Raw genomic sequence first — 13,213 nt, forward strand, 5'->3', positions numbered from 1 at the left:
GGTGAGGGTACGGCCATCACGCAGCATTCGATTAGTGCGCAAGGTGGCCCTGCCCTTAGTCATTCAAAAACGCTCGGCACACGAGCGCATGAGACTTCGCACGTACCCTCATCCGCCCTTCGGACACCTTCTCCCCCATGAAGGGGACAATGTCCCAGCGGGAGAAGCGAGACCACGCTCTCGTACGTTCTGCTCTGCCTGCTCTGCCTTATTTGACTGCCTTACCCGCCTTGCCTTCTGCATTTTCAGGCTTCTACGACTCCGCGTTTCGCGTGCATACCTCCACACCTGTACATGCATTTGCACACAGCACATCGCACCTCCGCTCAAAGCCTCGTGCCCATCATTGCAGCGGCCTCTGCAATTCACCAAACACACCATGCTAAGATGCATTTGATAACCATTCCCATTAGTGACCAATGCGCCCCACGCTTCTTGTCACCGCGCTCGCCGCTGCGCTCGCTCTGCATACCCAGCCTGCCTTCGCTCAACATACCGCCAGTCCCGCCGTAACCGAGCTGGACGGCGTGGATGTCGTCGGCCGTGCGCAGACGCTCTACAAATCCGAAGACGCTGCCGTTGCCACGCGCACCGATACGCCATTGGCGCTGGTGCCGCAGTCGGTGCAGGTGTTGCCGCGCGAGTTGATCGACGACCAGGCTGCGCGTCAGATCACCGATTTGTATCGCAGCATCAGCGGCATCAGCTTCTTCAGCTATGCCGGTGTGACCTTGCGCGGTTTCCGCCAGGAAAACGTGCTGTACGACGGCCTGCGCGGCGACCCGTATGCCGGCTTCTCAGTGCCGCAGCTGTTCAACATAGAGCGCGTGGAAGTGCTCAAAGGCCCGGCCGGCGCGCTGTATGGCGGTGGCGAACCGGGTGGCGTCATCAACTATGTCACGCGCAAACCCGGCCATCAGGCTGAGCGGCGCATAGAACTGCAGGTCGGCAATCAATCCTTCGGCGCGGCCTCGTTCGAAGCCACCGGGCCGGTGCGCGAAGATGGCCGTGTCCGCTACCGCATCGGCGCCTATGCCGATGGCGAAGATGGGTTTCGCTGGAACACCGATAGCCAAAGCCAGATCGGCGATGCGTCAGTGGCCTTCGATATCGGCGACACTGGCGAGCTAACCCTGCAGTACACCGACATCACCCAAAACCTGGGCGGCAATCGTCTGCGCGGGGTGCCGGTGGATAACGCCGGCAACTTCCTCACCGACCGGCGTTGGAATCACAACGAGCCCACCGACTTCCTGGACATGCGCGCAAAGGTGGCGTTTGCGCAGTACCGGTTCGCACCGTCCAGCGCGTGGGATGTGGACATGGCGCTGCGCTGGTTCAAGAACGACGAGCATCAGATCTATCACGAGCCGATGGGCTTGATCGACCGCGATCGCGATGGCACTGCCGAATGGATGACCCGACAGTTGCGCAATCAGTACCGCGACAACGATGCGATCTCCAGCAATGTCAATGCGGTGTTCCGCACCAGCACCGGTGCGATCGAGCACAAGCTGCTGATGGGCGCGGACTACTACCGCCTGGATGCTGATTTCCGCGCGCAAACCGCTAATACCGCCGACACCGGCCGCGTACGTGGCCCAGTGCCGGGTATCGATCTGTTCAACCCCGTGTACGGGCGCAGCGGCTTCTACGATTACGGCTTGGACACCTTGCCATGGCGCGCAACCAGCACGCGCGGTCAACGTTATGGCGCATATCTGCAGGACGAACTCACACTGACCCCGCGCTGGTATGCAATGGCCGGGCTACGCTGGGATGGCTTCAGGGACGACAACCTGCTGGACGGCTCACGCGTTACCGGCAACGATATGAGTTGGCGCGTCGGCAGCACTGTCGTGCTGCGCGAGGGCATCAATGCCTACGCAAATTACGCCAGCGGTTTCTTGCCGCAGGACGCCGCCAATCAGGACAGCAGCGTGGGCGGCCCGTTCGACCCGGAACGCAGCACGCAATGGGAAGTGGGCCTGAAGACTGCCCTCAACGACGGTGGGTTGACCCTCAACACGGCGCTGTATCGCATCGAGCGCAGCAACATCGTGCAGGCCAACGGCCGCATCGTCGATGGCGTCAATCAGCTCTCTGCACTTGGCCTGGTGCGCAGCGAAGGTCTGGAAGTAGACCTGCTGGCCGATCTCACCGAGCGCTGGGTACTTAACCTCACCTACGCTTACAACGATGCACGCGTGCTCGATGCAGGCACCGACGGCATCACCAATGCGGCCGGCGATCGCTTCGCCAATGCACCGCGCAACATCTTCGGTTTATGGACACGCTACGACCTGCCGGTGTGGCGCTCGGCAATCGCCTTTGGTGCCGACTACGTGGGCGAACGCGTCAGCCTGGACGGGCAGCGCGTCAAACCGTATGCCATTTACGACATCAGCTGGCAGACGCAATGGGACGCGTGGAAACTGCAGATCAACGTCAAGAACCTGTTCGACAAGGTGTATGCGGTGAGCGGTTTCAACACCCGCGCCGGGCATTTCCCTGGCGAGCCGCGCCGCATCTATGCGCAGTTGGCATACAGCTTTTGACGGTGGCGCAGCTGGTGTACGCGCTGCATCCGCCGGCACCTGCGATGTCAGCAAGCATCACGCATCACGCGTGCGATACGCATTGACGCAGCACCGGCATGACGCTCGCTTCAGGCGTCGAATAACGCACGGGCTGCGGCTGGGCGCATGCAGACGCATGCGAAAACAGCATGCAAACACTCCACCACGACTGCGAGCACCGTTGTTCGATAGATGATCGCGCAAATCACCTTGTTTCGTCAGCACTGTGACGCACGTCAACCGATGCGACTGTATGCAATGGCCAATGCAGCCTCGGCTGCAGCAGTGGAATGAACCTGTACCGAATCGCGCAGGCACATGTGGGCTGGAATTTAACGTCCGGTGGGACACACTAGAGCCCGTCGCGATGTCGAGCCTCGCTCCACACATTGCCCTCTTCCCCCCACTGACCGGAATCCGCATGCCTTTGCTTGCCCGCTCCGTTTCCGCCCTGTTGCCACTGATGTTTGCGACTGCCTGCTCTGCCGCGCCGCCAGCCAAATCCGGCCCGCCGGCTGCGCCTGTGGCTGCATGCACCGCCAAAGCACGTCCTGGCCAGGACCTGCAAAAAGCCATCGACAAGTTGCCGCAAAGCGATACGCCGGCGGTGTTGTGCCTGGAAAAAGGCGAGTTCCCGCTTAATGGCCTGGTATCGATCCACCGCGGCAACCTCACCCTGCGCGGTCAAGGCCCCAGCACCATCGTGCGCATGGCCGACGGCGTGCAGCAGCCGGTTCTGGTGGTCGGCGATTACGAAAACCAGCAGCCCACCGGCGTGATCCGCAATGTCAGCATCGAAGACATGCAGATCGTCGCCAGCACTGGCGACAAAGAATTCATGCCCGAGCGCCCCTATCTAAGCAATAGCGCAGTAGTGGTGCGGTCCGGGCAAGGCATCCGGCTTGCCGGCCTGCAGGTCAACAAGTGCCGTAGCGCGTGTCTGCTGAGCGAGTATGACACCCGTGAAATCACCATCGAAAACAACGATGTGTCTGGCGCAATCTGGGACGGCGTGTCGTTCAACCGCACCGCCAAGGTCACGATGGTCAACAACTACATCCACGACAACGTGGCTGCTGGTTTGACCACCGAACACCTGGAAGACAGCGAGATTCGCAACAACCGCTTCGAGCGCAATGGCAGCCAAGGTATCTATCTCTCGGATGCACGGCGCAATCGCTTCAGCAACAATCAATTCGACGGCAACAAAGTGGCTGGCGTGTTTCTGGCCTGCGCGATTCGTTATCGCACACCGGAAATTTTGTGCTGGGACAACAGCATGAGCCAGGACAACGTATTCGAGAACAACCGTTTCGCCAACATGCCGTTCACCTACACCATCGGCGTGGACCGGGCAGCCAACTGCACGGCGGCCGACTTCAAGCCGAATCTATGGCGCAACAACCAGGCCGACATGGCCGGTGTGGATATCGATCCGCAGCGCTATGGGTACTGCGTGCGTCTGGAGCAATGAGACGCGTGCACTAAGAACAGCGGCCAGGCGTGCAGCAATGCACGCCCGGCCGCTGCAGTTACGGCAGCCTTACGAGGCCAGCGCCTGCTCGTGCACCCCGGCAATTGCGCGGCCCGATGGATCTGCCATCGCGGCAAAACTCGCATCCCAGGCGATCGCGGTTGGCGAAGAACAGGCGATCGACTTGCCACCCGGCACCGTTTCCGCCGCCGCCTGGCTGGGGAAGAATTGCTCGAACAAGGTGCGATAGAAATACGCTTCCTTGGTCTGCGGCGGGTTGACCGGATAGCGTCGATCGGCAGCGGCAAGTTCGCGATCGCTCACCTGCGCTGCGGCGTGCGCTTTCAATCCGTCGATCCAGCCATAGCCGACGCCGTCGCTGAACTGCTCCTTCTGACGCCACAGAATCGATTCCGGCAGATAGCCCGCGAATGCTTCGCGCAGCACGCCCTTTTCCATGCGCGTGGCGCCGCTGCTGGTCTTGTCGATCATTTTGAAACTGGCGTCCATGCGCATTGCGACATCCAGGAATTCGCGGTCCAGGAATGGCACGCGCGGCTCCACGCCCCAGGCCATCATCGACTTGTTTGCGCGCAGGCAATCGTAGTTGTTGAGCGCCTCGAGCTTGCGCACCAGCTCTTCATGGAATTCACGCGCGTTCGGCGCCTTATGGAAGTACAGGTAGCCGCCGAAGATCTCGTCGCTGCCTTCGCCGGAGAGCACCATCTTGACGCCCATCGCCTTGATCCGCCGCGCCAACAAAAACATCGGCGTGGAAGCGCGAATGGTGGTGACGTCGTAGGTTTCGATGTGGCGAATGACGTCAGGCAACGCATCCAACCCTTCTTCGAAGGTGTATTCGAAACCGTGGTGCACGGTGCCCAGCGCTGCGGCAGCCACTTCCGCCGCAGCCAGATCGGGCGAGCCTTTCAAGCCGATCGCGAACGAATGCAGCCGCGGCCACCACGCTTCGGTTGTGTCGTTTTCTTCGACGCGGTGACGGGCGTAGCGCGAAGCAACTGCTGCAACCAACGAGGAATCCAGCCCGCCCGACAACAACACGCCGTACGGCACGTCGGTCATCAGCTGGCGGTGCACGGCACGCTCGAAGGCCTCGCGCAATTCCTGCAGTTGCACCTGCACGCCTTCCACTTCGGCATATTCGCGCCAGGCGCGTTCGTAGTAACGGCTCAGCACCCCGGTGGCGCTGTCGTACCAATGACCCGGCGGGAACTGCGCCGCGTCGGCGCAATCGTCCACCAGCGATTTCAATTCAGATGCCACCCGCAGGCGGCCTTCGCGGTCGTGCCCCCAGTACAGCGGCACCACACCGATCGGGTCGCGCGCGATGATCACCCGCCCTTCCGTCTTGTCCCACAGCGCGAACGCAAAGATGCCGTTGAGGCGGTTGAGATACGAGGCCGGCGCATCTTCGCGATACAGCGCATTGATCACCTCGCAATCGGAGCCGGTCTGGAAGGCGTACGGGTGCAGCAGTTCGGCCTTGAGTTCGCGATGGTTGTAGATCTCGCCATTGACCGCCAAGGCGAGCTGCCCGTCTTCGGATAGCAGCGGCTGCGAGCCGCCGGCCGGGTCGACGATGGCAAGGCGCTCGTGCACCAGAATGGCACCGGTATCGACGTAGACGCCGCTCCAGTCGGGCCCGCGATGACGCTGCCGCTGCGAACATTCCAGTGCCTGCCGGCGCAGCGCCTGCAGATCGTCACCGGGTTGCAGGCCGAAAATACCGAAGATGGAACACATGGATACACTCCTGAAAAACTGCGGGGGTTGGCGGCCGGTGAGAGACCGTGCTGCATGAAAATGACACCCAAAAAAAAACCCGCATCGGCCGATGCGGGTTTTCTGATTCCTGGGCGTTTGGTGGATTTCGCCTAGTCGCAGACCCGCATCGGCCGCGCACGATTATTCGTGCGCAGATTGTTGCGGTTGGCGTTATTGAGGTTGGCAAAGCGAATGACCATGTGGCCGACGCTAACCGTTCGGTTTCATCGGCGCAACTGTTTCAGCGGCAACGACGGCGTGCACGTGACCCGATCACCCGACCAGCAAGCGCTCGATCAGCGTGCGATACAGCGCCGGCAGCGCCTGCAGATCGGCCACACGCACGTGCTCGTCGACCTGATGGATGCTGGCGTTGACCGGGCCGACTTCGATGCACTGCGCGCCCAGCGGTGCGATGAACCGCGCGTCGGAAGTACCGCCACCGGTGCTCTCTTCCGGCGGCGCACCGGCGAACTCACCCAACACCTCACGCGCGACACTGCGCAAGCGCCCTTCCGGTGTGTAGAACGGCTCGCCGCTGCGATGCCAGCGCAACGCATAGTCCAGCGCATGCCGATCGAGCAGTGCAGTGATTTCGGCCTCCAGGCGCGGCGCGTCCCAGTGGGGCGTGTAGCGCAGATTGAAGGCCACCTGCAGCTCGCCGGGGATCACGTTATTGGCGCCTGTGCCGGCGTGGATATTGGAGAGTTGCAGACTGGTCGGCGGAAAACTTTCGAAGCCATCGTCCCATTGCCGCGCGACCAATTCGGCCAGCGCAGGCGCTGCCAGATGAATCGGATTGCGCGCCTTCTGTGGGTACGCCACGTGCCCCTGCACGCCCTTGACGGTGAGCGTACCGGACAGGCTGCCGCGACGACCGACGCGCAACAGATCACCCAAGCGCTCGGTAGACGATGGCTCCCCGGTAATGCACCAATCGATCGCCTGCCCGCGTTCGCGAAATAGGTTAGCGACACGGCGCACGCCATCGATGGCATCGCCCTCCTCATCAGAAGTCAGCAACACTGCCAGCGTGCCGGCATGCGTGGGATGCGCGGCAACGAACTGCTCCGCGGCAACCACGAACGCAGCGACGCTGCCTTTCATGTCAGCCGTACCGCGCCCATACAGCACGCCGTCGCGGATCTGCGGATCGAACGGATCGCTGGTCCACACTTCGCGCGGGCCCGGCGGTACCACATCGGTATGCCCCAGCAGCACCAGCACCGGCGCGCCACTGCCATGCGTGGCCCATAGATTGTCGACCTCGCCCAGTCGCAAGTGCTCGCAAGCAAAGCCGGCGGCAGTCAAGCGCTCTGCAAGCAGCGCTTGGCAACCAGCATCATCAGGGGTCACCGAGGCGCGTGCGATCAGATCGCAGGTCAGCTTCAGCACATCGTTCATGTCGTCAGGCCTTTTTGATCACACGGTTGATTTATGCGTCGCTGGGGCAGCATCCGGGCCATGCCACTGCATCGCCTGCACGCGCACCGCAACACGCTCGTGTCCCGGCATACAGCCGTGGCGGCCGGTGATGCCAAAGCCGCAGCGTTGGTAGAACGCCAGTGCCGTGTCATTTCCTTGCAGCAATTCCAGCGACAGGACGTTCGGGCGGTCCTGCGGGACCGCTGCAACCAGCGCTGCGCCCACGCCGCGTCGTTGCGCGTCCGGCGCCACAGACAGCCAGGCGAGTTCCTGCGCATCGTAGGCCACCCATCCCACCACGCGTCCGTCGAGCTCGCCACGCGCAACATATAGTCGAACGGTGACTCACGCTCGGCGGCGATCGGCAGGGGTAGAAACGCTTTCGGCAAGCCGGCCGCCCGCAGCGCCTGCTGCCGCGCCGCATCGTGTACGGCACACAGCGTGAGCCAGTCCTCGGCCTGGTAGGGCCGCACGTTCACTCGATGTCGAACCGCTTCTTGAAGCCGTTATCGGAGAATCCTTGGCTCAACGCGTCGTCGTCGGTGACGACCAGGGGCCGTCGGATCAGCTGCGGATACTCGCGCAGCAGCAGCTTCCATTCGGCCTGCGAGCCAGGCGTCTTTTTGTTGTCCGGCAACTGGCGCCAGGTGGTCGAGGACTTGTTGATCAATGCATCGAATCCGCCGGCCTGTTCGGCCCAGGCGACCAGCGTTTCCGGCTCGGGTTTTTGCTCGCGGTAATCGACGAACGTGTAGGCCACGCCGAAGCGATCCAGCCACTTGGTTGCCTTCTTGCAGGTGTCGCAATTCTTCAATCCGTACAGCGTGGTCATGGTGTGCCCTTCTGGACTGCGCGGCGCACGCTTGTGCTCGCCGACAGGGTGTTTGCCAATTGATGGTGTTCAAGGCCGCGTGCGGGGAGAAACACCACATCGGCGCGTTCGCCATGGAATTTCAGCGCCATCCGCAGCGGCGGAACGAGTGCAGGCGCCAGCCAACGCAGAATGTCCAGCTGCTGCGGAATGCCATCGCGCATCAGCGAGCCGGCGATGTAGACCGCCACCCATCCCAACCAGAGGGTCGGGATGCCCCAACGGATCCAGCCACCGGGCGAACGCGACAGCATGGCGCCGACAGGCTGCGTGGCACTCAATCTGCCAGACCGCGCAGCAACTCGTTGACGCTGGTCTTGCTGCGCGTCTTGGCATCGACCTGCTTGACGATCACTGCGCAGTACAGCGAGTGCGAGCCGTCCTTCGAGGGCAACTGGCCGGACACCACCACGCTGTACGGCGGCACGTATCCATAGGAAATCTCGCCGGTTGCGCGGTTATAGATGCGCGTGCTCTGTCCGATAAACACGCCCATGCCGATCACGCTGTGGTGGCCGATGACCACGCCTTCCACCACTTCCGAACGTGCGCCGATGAAGCAATGATCTTCGATGATGGTGGGACTGGCCTGCAGCGGTTCGAGCACGCCGCCGATGCCGGCGCCGCCGGAGAGATGGCAATGCTTGCCGATCTGCGCGCACGAACCCACCGTGGCCCAGGTGTCGACCATGGTGCCTTCGCCGACATACGCACCGATGTTGGTGAAGCTCGGCATCAGCACCACGTCCCTGCCGAAGTAACTGCCGCGACGCGCCACCGCACCCGGTACCACGCGCACGCCGGCCTTGCGGAATTCGGCTTCATGGAAGCCGGCAAAGCGCGATTCCACCTTGTCCCAGAACGGCGCGGGCTGGGCATCGATCACCGCCATCTCGTTGACGCGGAAATACAGCAGCACGGCTTTCTTCAACCACGCGTTGACGGTCCAGCCGCCCTGCCCGTTCGGCTCGGCGACGCGGAACTCGCCGCTTTCCAGGCCGTCGATCACGCGCGTGACCATTGCGCGCGTGGAGCCGTCGATCTCGTCCATGGTCAGCGTGGCGCGACGTTCGAACGCGCTTTCGATACCGAACTTGAGTTCATCGTTGCCGACCTGCACTGCAGCGCTGTGCACGGCCTGCTCGGCAATCGGCAGCTTCTTTGCCGCCGCCGCCTTCTTTGCAGCCGGTGCAGCAACCACCTTGGTCGGCTGCTTGGCCACGCGCGGCGCAGCGGCAGTCGCGGTCTTGCCGACTATCTTCTTATCAGCGGTCTTCTGGCGTGCTGGCCTCGATGCAACGGCCTTGTTGCCGGCAGCGCCAGCGGCATTCTTCTTGCCAGCGCCGGCGACCGGCTTGGAGGCGGCCGCAACGGGCGCCTTCGCAGCCTTGCCGCTTGTGGCGCTCACGCGCTTGGGCGTTGCGCTGGTGGGAGTGGTCGCGGTGGTCGCGCTCTGCTTGCGCGCGGTCTTCTTGCTGGTGGCCATGGGGTTCTCCGGAGTGCTAGACAGGGTCGAGGCAGGCACACAGCGCATCGCGCAGTGCCTGCCGGGCGGATTCGGACAACGGGCGGTCGTGCTCGTCGGTGATCTGGAACTGGTCTTCGGCGCGCTCGCCGAAGGTGGCGATGCGCGCATCGTGCACACGCAGGTGCTGGATGCGCAGCACATGCGCCACATCGGCAAGCAGGCCGGGACGGTCGGGCGCGACCAGGCTGATGCGTGTGCGGCGGCCGCCGGCGCTTTCGCTGAACTCCACCCGCGGTGCGAAGCGGAAATGCCGCAGCTGGCGCGGCACTGCGCGCCGTGCCGGACGCACCTTCTGCAGGTCGCCGGCAAGCACCTGGCGCAGTGTTGCCGCCAGCCGCTGCGGGTCGCCGTCGGCATACGTTTCCTGCGGCAGCACTTCGAACACGTCGAAGATCGCATCGTGCGGCGCGTCCAGCACGCGTGCGCGGTGAATACCGTAGCCCTTGCGATCGAGCGTGGCCACGATGGCCGCAAACAGTCCATCGCGGTCCGGCGAATACACGAACACTTCCAGTGCATCGTTGTCCGGCACCACACGCCGCGCCTTGACCAGGGTCTGGCCGATGTCCACTTCGATCAGCGACGCTGCCTGCCAGGCCAATTGCTCGGGACGGAAGCGCAGGAAGTTTTCGTCCGGCATGCCGCCGAATTGCCGGTCGATGGTGGCATCGTCATGCCCTTGCGCCTGCATCAATGCACGTGCGGATTCGCGTGCTTCGCGTAGACGTTCTTCGCGCGGCGGCGGATGTTCCAGGCCTTCGCGCAAGGCGCGGCGTGCAGCGAAATACAGATCCGCCAATAGCCGGTCTTTCCATGCATTCCACAGTTTGGGACTGGTGCCGGCGATGTCGGCGCAGGTGAGCAGATACAGATAATCCAGACGCTCGCGTGTGCCGACCAGAGTGGCGAAACGGTGGATCACTTCCGCGTCGGAGATGTCCTGCTTCTGCGCGGTAACCGACATGCGCAAATGCTGCTCCACCAACCAGGTCACCAGTTCGGTATCACCTTCGCTCAGACGATGCGCAAGGCAGAACGCGCGCGCATCCACCGCGCCCAGTTCGGAATGATCGCCGCCACGGCCTTTGGCGATATCGTGAAACAGGCCGGCCAGTAGCAGCAGTTCCGGCTTGCGCAGACGCGGCCAGACTTCATGCGCAATCGAGAAACGCTCGTCGGCGCGGCCGGCGGCAAACAGCGCGATGTTCCGCAACACCATCAGGGTGTGCTGATCCACCGTATAAACATGGAACAGGTCGAACTGCATGCGCCCGGAAACGCTGGCGAATGCCGGAATCCACTGCCCCAACACACCGAGCCGCGCCATGCGATTGAGCGTTTCCACCGCACGCGGGCCGCGCAACAGCGCCATAAAGCGCTCGCGGGCAGTGGCATCTGCCATGTCGTACGCCGGCAACTCGCGCAGCACCTCGGCCAGCGCGCGCGCAGTCAACGAATGCAGGCCGCGTACCTCGCGGTGTGCCGCCCATTGCGCGAACAGTGCAAACACCTGCAACACATCGTTGCCCGGCCAGCTGTCCGAGTCGGCAGCCAAATAGCCGCGGCGCAGGCTGAAGCCATCGCGCAGCGGTTCCAGTGTCGCTTCGCCATCGAACTGTTCTTCGAAGCGCTGCAGCAGCCGGTCGCTGATGCGACGAATCAACGCAGCGCTGCGATAAAAGCGCTGCATCATTTTTTCCACACCCAGGCTTTCCAGGTCGTCAGCAAACCCCAGCCGTTCGGCGAGGGTCTTTTGGTAGTCGAAACGCAGGCGCTCTTCCGGCCGGTTGGCCACGATGTGTAGACCGAAACGCAGGCGGGCGAGCTCTTCGCGCTCCCGACGCAATGCGGCGGCTTCGTCGAAACCGACATGGCCCAGCCCGACCAAGGCTTCCAGATCCTTGACCCCGAACGCACGCAGCGCCATCCAGCCGAGCGTCTGCAGATCGCGCAGGCCGCCGGGGCCATCCTTGATGTCGGGTTCCAGGTTGTCGGCGGTGTCGCCGAAGCGCTGATGGCGCGCCAGTAATTCCTCGCGCTTGGCCTGGAAGAAATCGCGCGGCGGCCACACCTGTGGCGGCGCGATCGCCGCGGCCAGTGCAGCGCGCGCGGCGGCATCGGCCACCAGCGCGCGCGATTCGATCAAGGCAGTGAGCACGGTCTGGTCGGCCGCTGCCGCCGTGCACTGCGCTGGCGAGCGCACCGCATGACTGATCGGCAGGCCCACATCCCACAGCAGCGCAAACAAGCGCGCCAGGGCCTGCTCGTGCTGCTGCTGCGCGACGCTTTCGCCCAGCACCAACACATCCACATCCGAGCGTGGGAACAGTTCGCCGCGCCCATAGCCGCCGACCGCATGCAGCGACAAACCGCTATCGGCCGGAATGCAGCGGGTCCACGCATTGCGCATCAATTGGTCGACCGCGCGTGCGCGCAGAACGACCAGCCGCTCGATCGGTTCGCCCTGATCGAAGCGTTTGCATAGGCGCATGTCCGCATGCACCAGCAGCGGACGGGCCTGCGCGGCCCATTCCGCGTCGCCGGCGACGCCCGGGTCGGGTCGCTCCGCCGGCGTCTCCGTCATACCGGCGCTGGCGAATTGGCCGACAGCGTCAGCACATCCACGCCGTCTTCGGTGACTGCCACCATGTGTTCCCACTGCGCCGACAACTTGCGGTCCTTGGTGACCACGGTCCAGCCGTCCGGCAGCGTCTTATGGTGATAGGTGCCTTCGTTGATCATCGGCTCGATGGTGAAGGTCATGCCCGGCTTGAGCACCAGCCCTTCGCCCGGACGGCCGTAATGCATCACCTGCGGCTCGTCGTGATAGACCTTGCCGATGCCGTGGCCGCAGTAATCGCGCACCACGCTGAAGCGCTCGGATTCGGCGAACTTCTGGATGGCATGGCCCACATCGCCCAGGGTGGCGCCCGGCTTGACCGCGCGGATGCCTCGCCACATCGCTTCATACGTCGTCTCGACCAAACGCTTGGCCATCACCGACGGGGTGCCCACGTAGTACATGCGGCTGGTGTCGCCGTGCCAGCCATCCTTGATGACGGTGACGTCGATATTGACGATGTCGCCGTCCTTCAACACCTTGGCGGCGCTCGGAATGCCGTGACAGATCACGTTGTTGACCGAGGTACACACGCTTTTGGGGAAGCCGCGGTAGCCGACATTGGCAGGAATGGTGCCCTGCACGTTGACGATGTGGTCGTGGCAGATGCGGTCCAGCTCGGCCGTGGTCACGCCCGGCTGGACGTGGGGGCCCACAACATCGAGCACTTCGGCGGCCAGGCGGCCGGCGACGCGCATCAGTTCGATTTCTTCTTTAGTTTTTAGATTGACGCTCATGGCCGCGATTATCGCCGATTCGGGCTAATCTGAACGACCCGCGTCTGGGTTTTTTGTAGAACGCATCAGCTGGGCGCACGCGGACGGAACGGCATAAAACCGTCGCGCTCGCCTATTCATGTGTGACGCAGTCCATTTAGCGTCAAAACTTGCATTAACGAAGTCATCCGTGGGACATCGCAATTTCACGAAAA

The 13,213-nt window shown here is 63.1% G+C and carries 10 protein-coding genes; 2 read left to right on the forward strand and 8 right to left on the reverse strand.

The window, feature by feature from the left end; all coding sequences use genetic code 11:
- The first annotated feature begins 419 nt into the window (after positions 1–419).
- A complete protein-coding gene (locus KWO_RS14615; protein WP_010380344.1) occupies positions 420–2,558 on the forward strand; it encodes a TonB-dependent siderophore receptor in 2,139 nt (712 codons plus the stop codon).
- Between the two features lie 442 nt (positions 2,559–3,000).
- Positions 3,001–4,053 carry a type III secretion-associated outer membrane-bound protein HpaM gene (gene hpaM, locus KWO_RS14620; protein WP_010366196.1) on the forward strand — a complete coding sequence of 351 codons (1,053 nt, stop codon included), beginning with the start codon at positions 3,001–3,003 and terminating at the stop codon, positions 4,051–4,053.
- Positions 4,054–4,122: 69 nt separating this feature from the next.
- Here the strand turns inward: hpaM and asnB are convergent, their stop codons facing one another.
- The 8 genes from asnB to map all read right to left on the reverse strand — a co-directional run bounded on the left by asnB (position 4,123) and on the right by map (position 13,019).
- Positions 4,123–5,817 (reverse strand): asparagine synthase B, encoded by a 1,695-nt coding sequence (asnB, locus tag KWO_RS14625; RefSeq protein WP_017113238.1) that lies wholly within the window; start codon positions 5,815–5,817, stop codon positions 4,123–4,125.
- 294 nt (positions 5,818–6,111) lie between these two features.
- Positions 6,112–7,242 carry a succinyl-diaminopimelate desuccinylase gene (dapE, locus tag KWO_RS14630; RefSeq protein ID WP_010366193.1) on the reverse strand — a complete coding sequence of 377 codons (1,131 nt, stop codon included), beginning with the start codon at positions 7,240–7,242 and terminating at the stop codon, positions 6,112–6,114.
- An 18-nt stretch (positions 7,243–7,260) separates the two neighbouring features.
- Positions 7,261–7,551 carry a GNAT family N-acetyltransferase gene (locus KWO_RS14635; protein WP_010380349.1) on the reverse strand — a complete coding sequence of 97 codons (291 nt, stop codon included), beginning with the start codon at positions 7,549–7,551 and terminating at the stop codon, positions 7,261–7,263.
- A 187-nt stretch (positions 7,552–7,738) separates the two neighbouring features.
- A complete protein-coding gene (locus KWO_RS14640) occupies positions 7,739–8,095 on the reverse strand; it encodes an arsenate reductase (RefSeq protein ID WP_010380351.1) in 357 nt (118 codons plus the stop codon).
- Positions 8,092–8,415 carry a hypothetical protein gene (locus KWO_RS14645; protein WP_010380353.1) on the reverse strand — a complete coding sequence of 108 codons (324 nt, stop codon included), beginning with the start codon at positions 8,413–8,415 and terminating at the stop codon, positions 8,092–8,094. Before KWO_RS14645 ends, KWO_RS14640 begins: the two co-directional genes overlap by 4 nt.
- Positions 8,412–9,620: a 2,3,4,5-tetrahydropyridine-2,6-dicarboxylate N-succinyltransferase gene (gene dapD / locus KWO_RS14650; RefSeq protein ID WP_010380355.1), complete on the reverse strand. Its 1,209-nt coding sequence runs from the start codon at positions 9,618–9,620 to the stop codon at positions 8,412–8,414. The genes KWO_RS14645 and dapD overlap by 4 nt, the downstream gene beginning before the upstream one ends.
- Before the next feature lie 16 nt (positions 9,621–9,636).
- Entirely contained in the window at positions 9,637–12,246 is a 2,610-nt protein-coding gene (locus KWO_RS14655; protein ID WP_017113769.1) for a [protein-PII] uridylyltransferase, read from the reverse strand.
- Positions 12,243–13,019, reverse strand: coding sequence for a type I methionyl aminopeptidase (gene map / locus KWO_RS14660; RefSeq protein ID WP_010366184.1), 777 nt, complete (start codon positions 13,017–13,019; stop codon positions 12,243–12,245). The genes KWO_RS14655 and map overlap by 4 nt, the downstream gene beginning before the upstream one ends.
- Between the last annotated feature and the right edge of the window lie 194 nt (positions 13,020–13,213).

The organism is Xanthomonas vasicola pv. musacearum NCPPB 4379 (assembly GCF_000277895.2).
Taxonomy (GTDB): Bacteria; Pseudomonadota; Gammaproteobacteria; order Xanthomonadales; family Xanthomonadaceae; genus Xanthomonas; species Xanthomonas vasicola.

Excerpts from the sequence above, each read along its gene's own strand:
- KWO_RS14615 (WP_010380344.1), top strand. The coding sequence starts at position 420 with ATGCGCCCCACGCTTCTTGTCACCGCGCTCGCCGCTGCGCTCGCTCTG.
- hpaM (WP_010366196.1), top strand. The coding sequence starts at position 3,001 with ATGCCTTTGCTTGCCCGCTCCGTTTCCGCCCTGTTGCCACTGATGTTT.
- asnB (WP_017113238.1), bottom strand. The coding sequence starts at position 5,817 with ATGTGTTCCATCTTCGGTATTTTCGGCCTGCAACCCGGTGACGATCTG.
- dapE (WP_010366193.1), bottom strand. The coding sequence starts at position 7,242 with ATGAACGATGTGCTGAAGCTGACCTGCGATCTGATCGCACGCGCCTCG.
- KWO_RS14640 (WP_010380351.1), bottom strand. The coding sequence starts at position 8,095 with ATGACCACGCTGTACGGATTGAAGAATTGCGACACCTGCAAGAAGGCA.
- dapD (WP_010380355.1), bottom strand. The coding sequence starts at position 9,620 with ATGGCCACCAGCAAGAAGACCGCGCGCAAGCAGAGCGCGACCACCGCG.
- KWO_RS14655 (WP_017113769.1), bottom strand. The coding sequence starts at position 12,246 with ATGACGGAGACGCCGGCGGAGCGACCCGACCCGGGCGTCGCCGGCGAC.
- map (WP_010366184.1), bottom strand. The coding sequence starts at position 13,019 with ATGAGCGTCAATCTAAAAACTAAAGAAGAAATCGAACTGATGCGCGTC.